General features: G+C 74.8%; 14 protein-coding genes. 8 read left to right on the top strand and 6 right to left on the bottom strand.

Annotated features, from left to right (window positions below):
* Positions 1 to 31: 31 nt before the first annotated feature.
* Positions 32 to 1036 carry a carbohydrate kinase gene (locus tag DQ240_RS13335; RefSeq protein ID WP_113840094.1) on the bottom strand — a complete coding sequence of 335 codons (1005 nt, stop codon included), beginning with the start codon at positions 1034 to 1036 and terminating at the stop codon, positions 32 to 34.
* A 140-nt stretch (positions 1037 to 1176) separates the two neighbouring features.
* Between DQ240_RS13335 and DQ240_RS13330 the strand changes: the two genes are divergently transcribed.
* The gene (locus DQ240_RS13330) at positions 1177 to 2007 is read left to right on the top strand and encodes a PspA/IM30 family protein (protein ID WP_113840093.1); all 831 of its coding nucleotides are present in this window, start codon (positions 1177 to 1179) and stop codon (positions 2005 to 2007) included.
* Positions 2008 to 2028: 21 nt separating this feature from the next.
* On the opposite strand, the gene DQ240_RS13325 is transcribed toward DQ240_RS13330, so the two are convergent.
* From DQ240_RS13325 to DQ240_RS13315, 3 genes are read right to left on the bottom strand one after another with little or no spacing between them, the layout of a single operon-like run.
* Positions 2029 to 2886, bottom strand: a complete 858-nt coding sequence (locus DQ240_RS13325) for a DNA-formamidopyrimidine glycosylase family protein (RefSeq protein WP_113840092.1) — start codon at positions 2884 to 2886, stop codon at positions 2029 to 2031.
* Positions 2887 to 2927: 41 nt separating this feature from the next.
* On the bottom strand, positions 2928 to 4472 hold the full coding sequence (locus tag DQ240_RS13320) for a VWA domain-containing protein (protein ID WP_113840091.1): 1545 nt from the start codon (positions 4470 to 4472) through the stop codon (positions 2928 to 2930).
* A 7-nt stretch (positions 4473 to 4479) separates the two neighbouring features.
* Positions 4480 to 5370: a MoxR family ATPase gene (locus DQ240_RS13315; RefSeq protein WP_113840090.1), complete on the bottom strand. Its 891-nt coding sequence runs from the start codon at positions 5368 to 5370 to the stop codon at positions 4480 to 4482.
* A 186-nt stretch (positions 5371 to 5556) separates the two neighbouring features.
* Here DQ240_RS13315 and DQ240_RS13310 point away from each other — a divergent pair, with 186 nt between their 5' ends.
* Positions 5557 to 6156, top strand: coding sequence for an antibiotic biosynthesis monooxygenase (locus tag DQ240_RS13310; protein WP_233498694.1), 600 nt, complete (start codon positions 5557 to 5559; stop codon positions 6154 to 6156).
* Positions 6157 to 6184: 28 nt separating this feature from the next.
* Complete coding sequence (locus DQ240_RS13305; protein WP_113840088.1) at positions 6185 to 6751, top strand: 1,4-alpha-glucan branching protein; 567 nt, start codon at positions 6185 to 6187, stop codon at positions 6749 to 6751.
* Here the strand turns inward: DQ240_RS13305 and DQ240_RS13300 are convergent.
* Entirely contained in the window at positions 6748 to 11346 is a 4599-nt protein-coding gene (locus tag DQ240_RS13300) for an ATP-dependent helicase (RefSeq protein WP_113840087.1), read from the bottom strand. The two genes, DQ240_RS13305 and DQ240_RS13300, sit on opposite strands and share 4 nt — an antisense overlap.
* A 107-nt stretch (positions 11347 to 11453) precedes the next feature.
* On the opposite strand from DQ240_RS13300, the gene DQ240_RS13295 reads away from it, so the two are divergent.
* The 5 genes from DQ240_RS13295 (at position 11454) to DQ240_RS13275 (ending at position 16134) form a co-directional block, all read left to right on the top strand.
* Positions 11454 to 12599, top strand: coding sequence for an acyl-CoA dehydrogenase family protein (locus DQ240_RS13295; protein WP_113840130.1), 1146 nt, complete (start codon positions 11454 to 11456; stop codon positions 12597 to 12599).
* Between the two features lie 4 nt (positions 12600 to 12603).
* Positions 12604 to 13953 carry an MFS transporter gene (locus DQ240_RS13290; RefSeq protein WP_113840086.1) on the top strand — a complete coding sequence of 450 codons (1350 nt, stop codon included), beginning with the start codon at positions 12604 to 12606 and terminating at the stop codon, positions 13951 to 13953.
* Positions 13954 to 14032: 79 nt separating this feature from the next.
* Positions 14033 to 14227, top strand: coding sequence for a DUF3046 domain-containing protein (locus DQ240_RS13285; RefSeq protein ID WP_113840085.1), 195 nt, complete (start codon positions 14033 to 14035; stop codon positions 14225 to 14227).
* Positions 14228 to 14444: 217 nt separating this feature from the next.
* The gene (recA, locus tag DQ240_RS13280) at positions 14445 to 15479 is read left to right on the top strand and encodes a recombinase RecA (protein WP_113840084.1); all 1035 of its coding nucleotides are present in this window, start codon (positions 14445 to 14447) and stop codon (positions 15477 to 15479) included.
* Positions 15480 to 15483: 4 nt separating this feature from the next.
* On the top strand, positions 15484 to 16134 hold the full coding sequence (locus tag DQ240_RS13275; protein WP_113840083.1) for a regulatory protein RecX: 651 nt from the start codon (positions 15484 to 15486) through the stop codon (positions 16132 to 16134).
* 93 nt (positions 16135 to 16227) lie between these two features.
* Here DQ240_RS13275 and DQ240_RS13270 read toward each other — a convergent pair whose 3' ends face one another.
* Complete coding sequence (locus tag DQ240_RS13270; RefSeq protein WP_113840082.1) at positions 16228 to 16647, bottom strand: hypothetical protein; 420 nt, start codon at positions 16645 to 16647, stop codon at positions 16228 to 16230.
* Between the last annotated feature and the right edge of the window lie 22 nt (positions 16648 to 16669).

Here is a 16669-nt window from a genome sequence, read left to right as displayed (position 1 = left end):
GCCGGTCGAGGGGCGATCGTCCCGGGGCCGGTCAGCGCCGGGCGGCGTCCAGCTCGGCCCGGGTCGGCGGATCGGCGCCGGCCCGGGTGCAGTTGAGCGCGGCGACCAGCGCCGCCTCGTCCACGACCTCGCCCAGCTCCTCGTCGGACAGCCCGGTCAGCGCCTCACGGGTGGTGACCCCGCGACGCAGCAGTCCGGCGAAGAGCCCCGCCGCGAGGGAGTCCCCGGCGCCGACCGTGTCGACCACGGTCACCTGCGGGATCTCCCGGCGCATCAGCGGACGGCCCGGCCGGCCCACGCGCAGCGGCGCCCCGCCGTCGGTCATGAGCACCAGTGCCGGTCCCCGCTCGGCCCAGACCGACGTCCCCAGGTCCAGGTCGGCCCTGGGGTGCAGCCAGCCGAAGTCCTCGGCGCTGACCTTGACGACGTCCGCGTGCGCCATCAGCCGCTGCAACCGGGTGCGGACGGCGTCCGGGTCGTTGCCCAGCGAGGCACCGACCGGGCCCTCGGCCAGCGGGGGCCGGATGTTCGGGTCGACGCTGATCAGGACCTGGCCGCTGAGCCGCTCGACCAGGCGGGCGATGGCCTCGCACCCCGGCGGCGTCCAGCTCGAGATCGACCCGACGTGCAGCACCGCCGTCGTGTCGGGGAGGGCGGCGGCCAGTTCGTCGTCGGTCCACTGCCAGTCGGCGGCGCCGGCCACGTGGAAGCCGTACTCGGCCGAGCCGTCCGGGCCCAGGCCGACGACGGCCAGGCTCACCGGCTCCGCCGCGGCGACGAATCGGCTGACGTCGACCCCGGACTGCTCGGCGTGCCGGCGCAGCGCCGCGGCCAGCGGACCGGTGCCCAGCCGGGCCAGCAGGGTGACCGGGGCCTCCAGCCGGCCGGCGGCGACGGCGACGTTGAGCGCGTTCCCTCCCGGGTGCGCCACGTAGTGCGGTGCGGTGCCCCGCGGGCCGGCGCCGGCGTCCGGATCGGGGATCAGGTCGACCACCAGCTCGCCGAGCACGGTCAGGTTCGGCACCCCGTCGACCATCGTCCGAGCGTATCGGCGGCGGTGCCGGGGGGCCTGTGGTGGCTGCGGGGTGCGCACACCTGGGACGATGACGGGGACGACGTCCGCCGGGTCCACGGGGCCGGGGTGGGGCGCAGCCGGCGATCGACAGCGGAGGACTCATGCCCAACCCGTTCGTGAAGCTCTGGAAGTACCTCACGGCCTCGGCCAACGCCAAGATCGACGAGAAGGCCGACCCGAAGATCCAGATCGCGCAGGCCATCGAGGCCGAGCAGCAGCGGCACCAGTCGCTGGCCAACCAGGCCGCGGCCGTGCTGGGCAACCAGCGTCAGCTGGAGATGCGCCTGAACCGCCAGCTCGGTGAGGTGGAGAAGCTCCAGGCCTCGGCCCGTCAGGCGCTGATGCTCTCGGACCAGACGCGGGCCAAGGGCGACGCGGCCAAGGCCGCCGAGTACGAGCAGGCCGCCCAGGCGTTCGCCACCCAGCTGGTGGCCGCCGAGCAGGCGATGGAGGACCTCAAGCGCAGCCACGACGAGGCGCTGCAGGCCGCCGAGCAGGCCCGCGGTGCGGTGGAGCAGAGCCGGATGCGCCTGCAGACCACGCTCGCCGAGCGGACCAAGCTCATGAGCCAGCTCGAGCAGGCGAAGATGCAGGAGCACGTCGCCGACTCGCTGCGGCAGGTCAACGAGCTCTCGGCGCCGGGCAACACCCCCAGCCTCTCCGAGGTCCGCGACAAGATCGAGGCGCGGTACGCCAACGCCCTCGGTCAGGCCGAGCTCGCCCAGACCTCGGTGGAGGGCCGCATGCTCGAGGTGCAGAAGGCGACCCTCGACGTCGCCGGTGCCTCGCGCCTGGACCAGATCCGCGCCTCCATGGGTGGCGGGGCCGTGACCGCCGGCTCCGAGCCCGCGGCGATCGAGGAGGGCCAGACGATCCGTCAGCCCGACGCGGCCCCCGTCGCCGAGCCGGTGCAGCGCCCCGACCCCGCCTGAGGGCGGACCGCGCCCCGCCCGTCAGCCCGGTGTGGCTCGCGGGCGGGGGCGGCCGGGCTCGCCGGTGCGGGCCTGCGGGTCGATGGGTGACCGCGAGGCCTGGCAGCGCGGACACCAGTAGGTGACGCGTTCCTGCAGCTCCGGGCCCTGGTCGCCCATGAGGATCGGGGTGCCGCAGCGCCGGCAGGGCTTGCCCTTGCGGCCGTAGACCCAGTGGTCGAACCCCTTGCGCATGTCCCCGGTGGTGCTCTGCTCCGGGTGGTCGCGGTTGGCCAGCATCAGCGTGCGGGCGCGGGTGACGAGGGGTTCGAGCTTCTCGTCGACGTCGGCCACCCGCGCCCAGGGGTGGACGCCGGTCAGGAACAGCGCCTCGGCCTTGTAGAGGTTGCCGGGGCCGCACAGGTTGCGCTGGTCGAGGACCGCGACGCCGACCTCGACGTCGGGCCCGGAGCGCAGCCGGCGCAGTGCCTCGTCGAGGTCCCAGTCCGGGCCGAGGACGTCAGGTCCCAGGTGCCCGACCAGTCGGTCCTCCTGCTCGGTGGGGACCAGGACCATGTCGTGCAGCCGGTAGCCGACGCACTCCCACTGGTCGGTCGCCAGCACCGCGCGGACCGAGAAGGGCGGGCCGCCGCGCCACTTCGCCCCCGGCCGGTAGACGTGCCAGCTGCCGTCCATCCGGTAGTGGGTGCGCAGGGTCCAGCCGTCGGCCAGCCGGATGAGCATGTGCTTGCCGCGGGGGACCACCTCGCGCACCGTGCGGCCGGTGAGATCGGTCGCGGCGAGCTGGGGGACCCGCAGCTCGCCGCGGCGCAGCGTCGCCCCGGCCAGCGCCTGGTCCATCCGCTTCGCCGCCAGCCAGACGGTGTCTCCCTCGGGCACGTCCTCCAGTGTCCCCGACACCGGGGAGGCGGTCGCCGCGCTCAGTGCGCGTGGTGGTGGTGGTGCCCGCCGCCGTGGTCGTGCCGGCGTCGTCGCGCGTCCTCCACGGCCGACGGCCCCGCGGGGGCGACCGAGGCGCCCACCCCGGCCAGTCGTTCGGTGAAGGCCCGCAGGTCGCGGAGCGTGCGGCACTCCACGACGGTGTCGCAGTGCTCGGCGTACCGGTCGATGTCCGAGTCGCCGGTGCCCCACGACTCCCGTGGCTCGGGGTTCAGCCAGTGCACCGCCCCTGCCGCCCGGCGCACGGTGGCGAGGGCCTCGGTCTGCGGGTCGAGGTCGTTGCCGCGCGCGTCCCCGAGCACGAGGACCGTGGTGCGCCGGGTCAGCTGCGGCGCCCACCGCTCGGCGAAACCGGCCAGGGCGTTGCCGTAGTCGCTGCGCCCGTTGAACCCGACGCCGGCCCCGGCCTCGTTGAGCACGTGCGCGATCTCCGTGGGGTCCGCCGCGCGGTCGACGAGGTCGGTGACCTCCTCGATGGCGTCGACGAAGGCGAAGCTGCGGATGGAGGTGAACTCCGAGCGCAGCGCGTGGATCAGCTGCAGCGTGAAGGTCGCGAAGGTCGACACCGACCCGGAGATGTCGGCGAGGACGACCAGCTGCGGCTTGGCCGGGTGCGGCCGGCGGAACACCGGCGTGACGGGGACGCCGCCGGTGCTCATGGCGGTGCGCACGGTACGGCGGACGTCGAGCGGGCCGTGCCTGTGCTGCCGACGCCGTTGGGCCAGCCGCGCGGCGAGGGAGCGGGCGAGCGGTCGCAACGCCTCGCGCATCGCGGCCACGTGCGTCGGCGACGCACCCAGGAACGCCATGTTCTCGGGCAGCGGGGTCCGCAGCGTCCTGGCCACGTCCTCCGCCCCCCGGTCGGCGACCAGGCGTCGGCGGATCTCGGTCTCCAGCGCCCGACCCAGCTCCTGCGCCTGCGCCCGGGCCGTCAGCCGGGCGACCTCGGACGGCACGCGGTCGGCGCCGGCCTCCGGGTCCGCCGCGTGGGCGAGGCGGACGACGATCTCGTTGGAGTCGATCATGCGCAGGGCCCGGTAGAGGTTGTAGCCGGCCTCGTGCGGCCGGTCGGGCTTCACGGCGGCGTGCCGGTCGACCACCACGCGGGCGAGGGCCCGCAGCAGGGCGGCGTCCTCCTCCCGCAGGCTCTGCACCAGCAGGTCGCGCAGGGCGTCGTCGTCCAGGTGCTGGAGGCCGCCGACCGGACCGCGGCGCGGGCCCCGGTGGCCGTCGTCCCCGTCCCCGCCGGTTCCCGGGTCGGTGCCGTCGCCGGCCCCGGCCGCGGCGAGGTCGGGCTCCTCGTCCGCCGGCTCCTGCAGTGCGAAGAACGTGTCGAAGACGGTGTCGTAGGTCGAGAGGTGTCCGGCGTCCTTGATCAGGACCGCGCGCAGGGCGACCCGCACCGCGCCCCGGTCGAGGACGTCGATGCGGGTCATCGCGCGGGCGGCGTCCACGACCGCACTCACCGGGACCGGCACCCCGACCTGGCGCAGCTCGGCGACCAGGCCTTCCACGGCGGTCAGCACGCCGGGCTCACCGGAGCCGGGTCCGCGCCAGCTCGATGTCGCTCTGGTGCTTGAGCAGCACGGACAGGTGCCGCAGCAGCGCCTCGCCGTCGACCTCCGCGACGCCGAGCAGCAGCAGCGTCCGCGCCCAGTCGATCGTCTCCGACACCGACGGCTTCTTCTTGAGGTCCATCTGCCGCAGGCCGGCGACCGCGTTCGCCACCTGGCCGGCCAGCTGCTCGGAGATCCCCGGCACACGGGCGAGGACGATCTCCCGCTCGCGCTGGGGCGAGGGGTAGCCGACGTGCAGGAACAGGCACCGGCGCTTGAGCGCCTCGGACAGCTCGCGGCTGTTGTTCGACGTCAGGAACACCAGCGGCCGGCGGCGGGCGGTCACCGTGCCGAGCTCGGGGATGGAGACCTGGTAGTCGGAGAGGACCTCCAGCAGGAGCGCCTCGGTCTCGACGTCGAGCCGGTCGACCTCGTCGATCAACAGGACGACGTCGTCCTCGGCGCGGATGGCCTCGAGCAGCGGCCGGCGCAGCAGGTAGTGCTCGCTGAAGATGTCCCCCTCGACGTCGTCCCAGCGCTCGCCGGTCGGCTGCCCGGCGTTCCCGGCCTGGATGCGCAGCAGCTGCTTGCGGTAGTCCCACTCGTAGAGCGCCTTGGCCTCGTCGAGACCCTCGTAGCACTGCAGGCGGATCAGCCGGGCGCCGGTGGCGCGGGCGACCGACTTGGCCAGCTCGGTCTTCCCCGTCCCCGCCGGTCCCTCGACGAGGACGGGCTTCTCCAGCGCGGCCGCCAGGTGGACGGTCCCGGCGATCGTCTCGTCCGGCAGGTAGTCGACCGCGCGCAGCGCCGCGGTCACCGCCTCCGGGGTCGCGACCGCCGCGGACGGCTCGACGAACGTCTCCGACATCGGTGCCTCTCGGCCAGGACGGCGCGGCCGTCACCCGTGACCGCCCGCCGGGTCGGCCGCCGGCCAACGTAGCCGACCTGGTGGGTCCGGCCCGCGGTCCGGACGCCGGGGTGGTGGTCGTACGGCCGGGGGCGGACCGGGCACCCCCGCTGTGAGACCGCCGACACCGGGATGACTCCGCCGCGCGTGGGCATTGACCCGGGCGTGCAGGTCCTCGCTCTCCGTTCCCGGCTGGCCCGGACCGAGGTCGTCGGGCACCGCCCCGAGCCGGTCACGGTCACTGCTGCCCGGGTGGTGCGGCCGCACCGGCGGCAGGCCTTCGAGGAGTGGGCCGAGGACGTCCTGCAGGTGGCCCGGACCCTCCCCGGGAACCTCGGCGGCACGCTGCTGAAGCCGGGGCCGGGCAGCTCGGAGTACCACCTGGTGTACCGGTTCCGGGACGACGCCGCCCTGGCTGCCTGGGAGCGCTCGCCGCAGCGGCGCGAGGCCCTGGAGCGGATGCAGGAGATGGTCGACGGCGAGCGGGTCTCGCGGGTGTCCGGCCTGGACAGCTTCTTCACCCGTCCGGCGCAACCCGGTCCGCGGTGGCGGACGACGCTCCTGACGGTGCTCGGCGTCTTCGCCATCACGCTGGGCTTCCAGCTGCTCGTGACCCCGCACGTGTCCAGCTGGCCGCTGCCGGCGCGGCTGCTGCTGTCGGCCTGCGTCGTCGTGCTGCTGCTCGGCTACGTCGTCATGCCGGCGCTCACCCGGCTGTTCCGCCCGTGGCTGCGCGCCCGCCGCTGAGTCCCGCGTCGTGCCAGGGTGGTCGCCGATGGCCACCATCCACGACACCACCCTGGTCCCGGGCAAGCTCGACCTGCTGAGCGACTGGCTGCCCCGGCAGCCCTGGTACCGGGCGCACGGGAACCCGCCGGCGCTGGTCCGCTCGGGCGGCTTCCGCCTCGACGACCCGGCCGGCGAGGTCGGCGTCGAGGTCCTCTTCGTCACCGACACGGCCGGCGCATCGACCTACGCGGTACCGCTGACCTACCGCGGCGCGCCGCTGGACGACGACGGCGCGCTGGTCGGCACGTCGCAGCACGGCGTCCTCGGCCCGCGGTGGTTCTACGACGGAGCGCGGGACCCGGTGGCCATGACACAACTGCGGGAGCTCGCGACGGGACGGGTCGTGGCGGCCCACCAGACCCGCAGCGACACCGTCGACCCGACGGTCACGGGCAGCTGGTCGGGACCGGGGGAGCCCGCCGAGGTCGAGGTGGTCCGGGTGCTCGACCCGCAGGAGCCGACCGGGGCCGGCACACCGCCGGGTGAGGTCACGGCGGACGTCGCCCTGCCCGACGGTTCCCGGGTCCGGCGTCGGGTCGCGGTGGTCCGCTAACCGCGCAGCCGCAGGCCCCTCGGGGTGGCCGCGAACCCGGCCGCCTGCAGCGCCGCCGACAGCGGAGTCGACTCGTGCACCGAGGCGCCGTCGGCCTTCTGCACCACCATCCGGCCCAGCGCTCCGGCGGCGACCGCCCCCGACAGCGCCGTCGCCGCCTCCTTGAGCGCGACCTCGTCCTCGGTCCAGGACAGCAGCGTCTTGCCGCCGCGCTCGACGTAGAGCACCAGGTCGCCGTCCACCAGGACGACGAGTGCGCCGGCCTTGCGCCCGGCCCGGTGGCCGCTGCCGCGCTTGGTGGCGCCGGTGCCCTCGCCGAGGTCGACGGCGCCGCTGCCGTCGTCGGTCGCGGCCGCGGGGTCGGGACGCTCCGGCCAGGGCAGCGCCGCGCCGAAGACGTTGGCCGGGTCGGTCGCGGCGAGCACGACGGTCCCGGCCGGTGCGCGGTCGGGTGAGGCGAAGCCGCGCAGGCGGTCCACCGATCCGGGCGTGCCGAACTGGGCGGCACCGAGGGTCTCGACGAAGTAGCCGCGCCGCGCCCGGCCGTTCTCCTCGAAGGCCCGCAGCACCGGGTAGACGGCGGAGAACCCGCCGGGCACCTGCTCGGCCATGACCGCGCCGCGGGTGAGCACGCCGTGCCGCTCCAGCAGCGCCTCGGCCCGGGCGGTGCTCCGGCGCGTGAGGTCGCCCTCGCGCTCGGGCAGCCGGGACCAGCGGCCGGCCACCGTCGGCGGACCGCTGCGGGTCGGCATCTCCGGGCGGCCCAGCCGCGGCCGGCCGTACCGGGAGACCCGAGCCCGCGGCGGTGCCGGCGTGCGCTTGTGGGTGCCGCCCGCGCCGAGGCGGGTGCGCAGCGGCGCGAGGGTGTCGTTGGTGAGGTGGCCGGACCAGACCAGGTCCCACACGGCGTCGGCGAGCGCGGTGTCGTCGGTGGCGCCCACCAGGTCGGACAGGCCGCGGAAGAACATGGCCTGGCCACCGGCGAGCCCATCGAGCACCGCGGCGCCGTAGCCGCCCTCTTCCGGCAACTCCAGCGGGTCGGGCAGCAGCAGGTGCGCGATGTCGCCGGGTACCAGGCTCACCCAGCCGTCGTTGCCGGGCAGCGCGCCGGCGCCGGCCCAGAGCACCTCGCCGGCGCTGGTCAGCTCGTCGAGCATCGCGGGGGAGTAATCCCGCACCCGCGAGGGCAGCACCAGCGACTCCAGCGCGCTGGCCGGGACCAGCGCCCCGGCCAGCTGCTCCACCACCGCGAGGACGCCGTCGGCGCCGCGCAGCCGGCTGCCCACCGACTGCCAGGCCGGGGTGAAGCGGGCCAGGGTGCCGATCGGGACCGGCTCGACCTCCTGGCGCAGCTTGGCCAGGCTGCGCCGGCGGACCGAGCGCAGCACGTCGGCGTCGCACCACTCCTGGCCGGTGCCACCGGGTCTGAACTCACCCGATACGAGTCGTCCGATCGAGACCAGTCGCTGCAGGGTCGCGGTGACCACGGCGACGCCGAGGCCGAGCCGGCGGGCGACCTCGTCGGGCTGGAAGGGCCCGTGGGTACGGGCGTACCGGCCGACGATGTCGCCGAGCGGGTCGGTCACCGGCTCGGTGAAGGCCTCGGGGACACCGACGGGCAGTGCCGTGCCGAGCGCGTCGCGGAGCCGGCCGGCGTCCTCGATGGCGACGTGCCGCTCCTCGCCGGCGATCCGCACGACGATCGCCCGGCGGGCGGCGACCAGCTCGTCGAGCCACTCCGCCGGCACGCCCCGGGTCGCCGCCTCGGGGTACGTCAGGTCGCCGACCACGCGGAGCAGGTCGGCGGCGCCGTCGAGGTCCTTCGGGTGCCGGGTGGCCGGCAGTCGCTGGAGCTCCGCCTCCACCTCGGCCAGCGCCTCGGCGTCGAGCAGCTCGCGCAGCTCGGAACGCCCCAGCAGCTCCGACAGCAGCGCCGTGTCCAGGGCCAGGGCCTGGGCGCGGCGCTCGGCCAGCGGCGCGTCGCCCTCGTAGAGGAACTGGCCGACGTAGCCGAACAGCAGGGAGGTGGCGAACGGCGACGCGGACTGCGTCTGGACGTCGACCACCTTCACCCGGCGGGCCTGCACGTCGCGCATCAGCTCGACGAGGCCCGGCACGTCGTAGACGTCCTGCAGCACCTCGCGGGCGGCCTCGAGGGTGATCGGGAAACCGGGGAACTCGCTGGCCACCGACAGCAGCTGGGCGGCGCGCTGGCGCTGCTGCCACAGCGGGGTGCGCCGGCGCGGGTCGCGGCGGGGGAGGAGCAGGGCGCGGGCGGCGCACTCGCGGAACCGGCTGGCGAACAACGCGGACTCGCCGACCTGGGCGGTGACCTCGCGCTCGACGTCGTCGGGGTCGAGCACCGCGAGGTCGGCCTCGGGCGGTTCGCCGGTGGTGTCGGGCAGCCGCAGCACGATGCCGTCGTCGGAGTGCATGGACGCGACGTCGACGCCGTACCGCTCGCGCAGCCGGGCAGCGAGCACGAGCGCCCACGGGGCGTTGACCTGGGCGCCGAAGGGGGAGTGGACGACCAGCCGCCAGTCGCCCAGCTCGTCGCGGAAGCGCTCGACCAGCAGCGTTCGGTCGTCGGGGAGGTGCCCGGTGGCCGCCTTCTGCTCGCCCAGGTACGCGAGCAGGTTCGCCGTCCCCCACTCGTCGAGGCCGGCGGCGCGGGCGCGCTCGGCGCCGGCCTCGGGCCCGGCGGAGCCCACCTCGCGGAGGAACGCACCCAGCGCGCGGCCCAGCTCCAGCGGCCGGCCGGGGGCGTCGCCGTGCCAGAACGGCATCTTCCCGGGCTGGCCAGGGGCTGGGGAGACGAGCACCCGGTCGTGGGTGATCTCCTCGATCCGCCAGGACGACGACCCGAGCAGGAAGACGTCGCCCACCCGCGACTCGTAGACCATCTCCTCGTCGAGCTCGCCGACCCGCCGGCCGCCGGTCTCGCCGCCGACGAGGAAGACCCCGAACAGCCCGCGGTCGGGGATCGTGCCGCCGCTGGTGACCGCCAGCCGCTGGGCCCCGCCGCGGGCGGTGAGGGTGTCGGTCACCCGGTCCCAGGTCAGCCGCGGCCGCAGCTCGGCGAACGCGTCGGACGGGTAGCGCCCGGCGAGCATGTCGAGGACGGCGTGCAGCGCGGACTCCGGCAGTCCGGCGAACGGCGCCGAGCGGCGGACCAACGAGCCGACCTCGTCGACCGTCCGCGGCCGCTCGGAGACGATCGCCACGATCTGCTGGGCGAGCACGTCCAGCGGGTTGCGCAGGTAGCGGATCGACTCGATCGCACCGGCCTTCATCCGCTCGGCGACCAGCGCGCACTGCACGAGGTCGCCGCGGTACTTCGGGAACAGGACGCCGCGGCTGACCGCGCCGACCTGGTGCCCGGCCCGGCCGACCCGCTGCAGGCCGGCGGCCACGGTGGGCGGCGCCTCGACCTGGACGACGAGGTCGACCGCGCCCATGTCGATGCCGAGCTCGAGGCTGGAGGTGGCGACGACGGCGGGCAGCTGGCCGGACTTGAGCGCCTCCTCGACCACCGCGCGCTGCTCGCGGGAGACCGAGCCGTGGTGCGCGGCGGCGACGGGCTTGAACGCCTCGGGCAGGCCACCGCCGGCGCCGGCCTGCGCCATCAGCTGCGCGGGCGTCGAGCCGGCGGGCACCGGCTCGCCGGTCTGCCGTTCGTAGGCCAGCTCGTTGAGCCGGCTGGTCAGCCGCTCGGCCAGCCGGCGGGAGTTGGAGAAGACGATCGTGCTGCGGGAGGCCTCGACGAGGTCGAGCACGCGCTCCTCGACGGCGGGCCAGATCGACGTCCGCGGCTGGTTGCCGGCGGCCGAGCCGTCCAGCTCGCCGGTCGGCTGGCCCAGCGCGCTCATGTCCTCGACCGGGACCACGACCGACAGGTCCCACTGCTTCTGCGACGGCGGCGCCACGATCTCCACCGGCCGGCCACCCGCGAGGAAGGTTGCGACCTCCTCGATCGGCCGCACCGTCGCCGACAGGCCGATCCGCTGGGCGGGCCGCTCGAGCAGCTCGTCGAGCCGGTCGAGGGTGACGGCCATGTGCGCGCCGCGCTTGGAGTCGGTGACGGCGTGCACCTCGTCGACGATCACCGTCTCCACCCCGCGCAGCGCCTCCCGCGCCTGGCTGGTGAGCATCAGGAACAGCGACTCGGGCGTGGTGATGAGGATGTCGGGCGGCCGGCGGGCGAACACGCGGCGCTCCTCGGCGGAGGTGTCGCCCGAGCGGATGCCGACGGTGATCTCCGGCCGGGGCAGGCCCAGCCGCAGCGCCGCCTGCCCGATGCCGGTCAGCGGCGCGCGCAGGTTCCGCTCGACGTCGACGGCCAGGGCCTTGAGCGGGGAGACGTAGAGGACCCGGCAGCGGTGCAGCGGGTCCTCCGGCGGCGGGGTGCTGGCCAGCCGGTCGAGCGACCACAGGAACGCGGCCAGGGTCTTGCCCGACCCGGTGGGCGCCACGACCAGGGCGTGACCGCCCGAGCTGATCGCCGACCACGCGCCCTGCTGTGCGGCCGTCGGCTCGGCGAAGGCGCCGGTGAACCACGCGCGGGTGGCCTCGGAGAACCGGTCGAGAGCGGACACCCCGCCAGTGTCACCCCGGGATACGACAGTCCGCCGTGCGCGACCGATCCGTGCCACCCGGACGTGGACACCGGGCGCCGTCGGTGTCCTGCGGCACACTGCCGTCCATGCGCCTCACGCTCTACGACGCCGACCACGAGGACTTCCGGGCGACCGTGCGCGCCTGGGCCGAGAAGACCGTCGCCCCGTTCCACGACCAGTGGGAGGCCGACGGCATCGTGCCGCGCGAGGTGTGGACCTCCGGCGGGGCGCAGGGCCTGCTCGGCATGGACATGGACGAGGCGTACGGCGGCGGCGGGGTGCGCGACTACCGGTACAACGCCGTGGTCGACGAGGAGCTGGCCCGGGTGGGCGCCTCCGGCGTCGGCTTCACCCTGCACAACGACGTCACCGGCCCGTACCTGCGCGACCTCGCCACCGACGAGCAGAAGCAGCGGTGGCTGCCCGGCTTCTGCAGCGGCGAGCTGATCACCGCCATCGCCATGACCGAGCCGGGCACCGGCAGCGACCTGCAGGCGATCACCACGAGCGCCCGCCGCGACGGCTCCGACTGGGTGCTCAGCGGCGCCAAGACCTTCATCACCAACGGGATCAACGCCGACCTGGTGATCGTCGTCGCCCGCACCGACCCCGACGCCCCCGGCTCGCGCGGCACGAGCCTGCTCGTCGTCGAGCGCGACATGCCCGGCTTCACCCGCGGCCGCAACCTCGCCAAGGTCGGCCTCAAGGCGCAGGACACCGCCGAACTCTTCTTCGACGAGGTCCGGGTGCCCGCGGAGAACCTGCTCGGCACGGAGAACGCCGGCTTCGGCCACCTCATGGAGAACCTGCCGCAGGAGCGGCTGTCGATCGCGGTCACCGCGGTCGCCTCCGCCGAGACCGTGCTGGCGCAGACGATCGAGTACGTGACCGAGCGGACGGCGTTCGGCCGGCCGATCGGCAGCTTCCAGAACAGCCGCTTCGTCCTCGCCGAGCTGCACACCGAGACGACGATCGCCCGCACCTTCGTCGACGAGTGCGTGCGCCGGCTCAACGCCGGCGAGCTGTCGGCCGTCGACGCGTCGATGGCCAAGTACTGGACGACGGAGCTGCAGAACAAGGTCGCCGACCGCTGCCTGCAGCTGCACGGCGGCTACGGCTACATGGACGAGTACCCGGTCTCCAAGGCCTGGCGCGACGCCCGCGTGCAGTCGATCTACGGCGGCACCAACGAGATCATGCGGGAGATCATCGGCCGCTCGATCGGCCTCTGAGGCGGTGGAGACCCGGTCCCTGCCGGACCTCGCCCGGGTCCAGCGCCGCACGGTCGCCGTCCTCGGCAGCGGGACGGCGCTGAGCGGCCTCGGCGTCACGATCGGCATCACGCTCGGCGGGCTGCTCGCCCGGGACGTCGCCGGCAGCGACTCCGCCTCCGGTCTCGGCCAGACCGCCGGCGTGCTCGGCGCAGCGGTCCTGGCGGTCCCCCTGGCGCGGATCAGCGACCGGTCCGGCCGTCGCGCCGGGCTGGCCGCGGGGTTCGCCGTCGCGGTGGTCGGCGCGGTGGTCACCGTCGTCGCGGCGGCGCTGTCGTCCCTGCCGCTGCTGATGGCCGGCCTGTTCGCCTTCGGCGCGGCCACCGCGTGCGGGCTGCAGGCGCGCTACGCCGCCGCCGACCTCGCTGCTCCGGAGCGCCGCGGCCGGGACCTCTCGCTGGTGGTCTGGGCGACGACCATCGGCTCGGTGCTGGGACCCAACCTGGCCGGTCCGGGCGCCGACCTCGGCGTCCGGCTGGGCCTGCCCTCGCTCGGCGGCGGGTTCGCGCTGTCCGCGGCGGTGTTCCTGCTCGTCGCCGCGCTGTTCCTGGGGCTGCTCCGGCCCGATCCGCTGCTGCTCGCCCGGCGGCTGCGCGACGGCGACGGCCCCGCGCCGACCCGCCCGCCCCGGGCCACCCGGACCGCGCTGACGGCGGTCTGGGCCTCGCCCGGTGGGCGCCTGGGGCTGACCGCCGTCGTGGTCTCGCACGCCGTGATGGTCGGCGTCATGGTCATGACGCCGGTCCACATGGGGCACGCCGGCGGCCACGAGGGGACGACGCTGCGGCTGATCGGTCTGGTGATCAGCGTGCACGTGGCCGGCATGTACCTGTTCTCCCCGCTCGTCGGCTGGCTGGCCGACCGGCTCGGGCGACGGGCCGTGGTGGCGCTCGCGGCGGTGCTGCTCCTGGCGGCCGCGGCGCTGTCGGGCACCGCCGGACCGGAGGACGCCGGACAGCTGGGCGCCGGCCTGTTCCTGCTCGGCCTGGGCTGGTCGTGCGGTCTGGTCGCCGGGTCGACGCTGGTCACCGAGTCGGTCGGGCCGCAGCTGCGCCCCACCGCCCAGGGCGGCGCCGACCTGCTGATGGGACTCGGGGCGGCGCTGGCCGGCGTGGTCGGCGGACCGCTGCTCACCCTCGGCGGCTTCGGGCTGGTGTCGGGAGTCAGCGCGGCGCTGGTGGTCCCGCTGGTCGTGGTGTGGGTGCTCGGCCGGGCGCCCGGGGGATCAGCGGCCCCGGTAGTTGCGCCACAACAGGATCAGCGACAGCAGCAGGCAGATCGCGATGCCGATCTCCAGCACCGTGTCGAGGGTTGACGAGCCGGTGGTGAGCACGGCGCCAGGGTAGGCCCGCGGCCGCGGGCACCCTCCGGTGCCGGCGCGCTAGCGTCGGGGCGTGCGGCTGCAGGAGTTCTGGTCCCGGCTCGACGAGCTCTTCGGCTCCATGAGGGCCCAGAGCGTGGTGCGCGACCACGTCTTCTCCGCCCTGGGCGGGCGTACCGCGGCCGACGCCATCGAGGCGGGCCTCCCCGTGCGCCGGGTCTGGCTGGCCATCTGCGAGGAGTACGAGGTCCCCAAGAAGGACCGCTGAGCGGCTCCTCGCTCGGGTCGTCCCGTCCCTCATGGGACGGCTGTGACGGACGGCGTGTCAGGGTGGCGGTCGAACAGGTGTTCGGCCTACTGTGTTCCACAGGCCGGGTGTTCCTCCACAGGTCTGGTCGGTGCCCCGGAAGTGTCGGACCCCGTCTCTAGCGTCGGCACCGACCCGCTCGACACACACCCACGTGACTTCCCCGAAGGTGAACACCATGGCAACGCTCGACCGCGACAAGGCCCTCGACATGGCCCTGGCCCAGATCGACAAGCAGTTCGGCAAGGGCTCGGTGATGCGGCTGGGCGACTCGCCCGAGGTCGCCATGCGGGTCATCCCCACCGGTTCGATCGCCCTCGACATCGCGCTCGGCGTCGGCGGCCTGCCCCGCGGCCGCATCGTCGAGGTGTACGGCCCCGAGGCCTCCGGCAAGACGACGGTCGCGCTGCACGCGGTGGCCAACGCCCAGGCCGCCGGCGGTGTGGTCGCGTTCATCGACGCCGAGCACGCCCTCGACCCCGAGTACGCCCGGGCGATCGGCGTCGACACCGACGCGCTGCTGGTCAGCCAGCCCGACACCGGTGAGCAGGCGCTGGAGATCGCGGACATGCTGATCCGCTCCGGTGCGCTCGACCTCATCGTCATCGACTCGGTGGCCGCCCTGGTGCCCCGCGCCGAGATCGAGGGTGAGATGGGTGACAGCCACGTCGGTCTGCAGGCCCGTCTCATGAGCCAGGCGCTGCGCAAGATCACCGGTGCGCTGAACAACTCCGGCACCACCGCGATCTTCATCAACCAGCTGCGCGAGAAGGTCGGCGTCGTCTACGGCTCGCCGGAGGTCACCACCGGTGGTCGCGCGCTGAAGTTCTACTCGTCGGTCCGGCTCGACGTCCGCCGCATCGAGACCCTCAAGCAGGGCACGGACGCCGTCGGCAGCCGGGTGCGCGTCAAGGTCGTCAAGAACAAGGTGGCCGCGCCGTTCAAGCAGGCCGAGCTCGACCTCATCTGGGGCACCGGCTTCAGCCGCGAAGGCGGTCTGATCGACATCGGTGTCGAGCAGGGCTTCGTGAAGAAGTCCGGCGCCTGGTACACGTACGAGGGCGACCAGCTGGGCCAGGGCAAGGAGAACGTCCGCAACTTCCTGCGGGACAACCCCGACCTGGCTGACGAGATCGAGAAGAAGATCAAGGAGAAGCTGGGCATCGGTCCCCGGGTCGACGCTCCTGCGGCGCTCGACGCCCCCGACTTCTGAGCCGGTGGGCAACCGTCTCGGCGGCGGCTTCGGCCCACCTCGTGGGCGGCGCCGGGCGGCCGCATCCCCGTCCGGAGATGCGGCCGGCCCGGAGTCGCCCGAGGGCGCGACCGACGGGTCGGCCGGCGCCCCGCGCGACCCGGAGGCGGCGGCCCGCGACATCTGCCTGCGTGCGCTGACCGGAGCCGCCAAGACCCGTCGTCAGCTCGAGGAGCTGCTGGCCCGCAAGGAGATCCCCGAGGAGGTGGCCGCAGCGGTCCTCGACCGCCTCACCGAGGTGGGGCTGATCGACGACGCCGCCTTCGCGCGCGCCTGGGTCGACTCCCGCCAGTCCGGCCGGGGGCTGTCCAAGCGGGCGCTCAAGGCGGAGCTGCGCGCCAAGGGCGTCGAGGACGACGACGTCGAGGAGGCGCTGGCTCTCGTCGACGACCAGGACGAGTGGGACACCGCGCGCCGGCTGGTCGCCCGCCGGGTCCCGGGCCTGCGCCGTGTGGACCGTGAGACCGCGCAGCGCCGGCTGGTGGGGATGCTGGCCCGCAAGGGCTACGGCTCCGGGCTGGCCGCCATCGTCGTCCGGGAGGCCCTGGATGCCGACTGGGAGGACGAGGAGACCGCCGGCCACCCCGACCTCGGTCTGGACGCGCTGCTGCCCTGACCGGCCGGCCGCCACCCCCCTGGACGACGACGGCCCCGCTCCCCCTGGCCGGGGGGAGCGGGGCCGTCGTCGTAGCGGGGATCGTCGTCCGGATCAGACCGCGGCGGAGCGCTGCAGCTGCGCCCAGGCGGTGACGTCGATCGCCAGACCGTCGGGGGACTCGTCGTCGGACACCAGCCAGGCGGACTCGTTGCTGCGGTCGCTGGCCAACCAGTTCTCGATCAGCGCGTCGAAGTCCTCCGCGAGAACGGAGCCGCGGCTCACCGCGCCGAGGAAGGTCAGGTCGACCTCCACCTCGCCGGGGAAGCGCAGCACCAGCCGGCAGCGGGCGCGCCGGTGCCGGGCCGGCGGCACGACCTCGCGGACGACCGCCGTGTCGGCGCCGGCCGCGACCGCGAACGCCGGCGCCGCGGAACGGAGCCGGTTGACGAACTCCTGGGCCGCGTCGGGCTGGCCGTCGGCCTGGGGCATCACCGCGGGGAGCGGGACGGCGGGTCGCAGTGCAGTGTCCACAACCGATCTCTCGGCAGCCCTC

Source organism: Blastococcus sp. TF02A-26 (assembly GCF_003319125.1).
Lineage (GTDB): Bacteria > Actinomycetota > Actinomycetes > Mycobacteriales > Geodermatophilaceae > Trujillonella.
The sequence above is the reverse complement of the archived record's forward strand: the minus strand, read 5'-3'. Positions and strand labels throughout refer to the sequence as shown.

What these genes read in the sequence shown, in the direction of transcription:
- DQ240_RS13315 (WP_113840090.1), bottom strand. Translation starts at nt 5,370, where the DNA reads ATGTCGGAGACGTTCGTCGAGCCGTCCGCGGCGGTCGCGACCCCGGAG.
- DQ240_RS13335 (WP_113840094.1), bottom strand. Translation starts at nt 1,036, where the DNA reads ATGGTCGACGGGGTGCCGAACCTGACCGTGCTCGGCGAGCTGGTGGTC.
- DQ240_RS13305 (WP_113840088.1), top strand. Translation starts at nt 6,185, where the DNA reads ATGGCCACCATCCACGACACCACCCTGGTCCCGGGCAAGCTCGACCTG.
- recA (WP_113840084.1), top strand. Translation starts at nt 14,445, where the DNA reads ATGGCAACGCTCGACCGCGACAAGGCCCTCGACATGGCCCTGGCCCAG.
- DQ240_RS13330 (WP_113840093.1), top strand. Translation starts at nt 1,177, where the DNA reads ATGCCCAACCCGTTCGTGAAGCTCTGGAAGTACCTCACGGCCTCGGCC.
- DQ240_RS13295 (WP_113840130.1), top strand. Translation starts at nt 11,454, where the DNA reads ATGCGCCTCACGCTCTACGACGCCGACCACGAGGACTTCCGGGCGACC.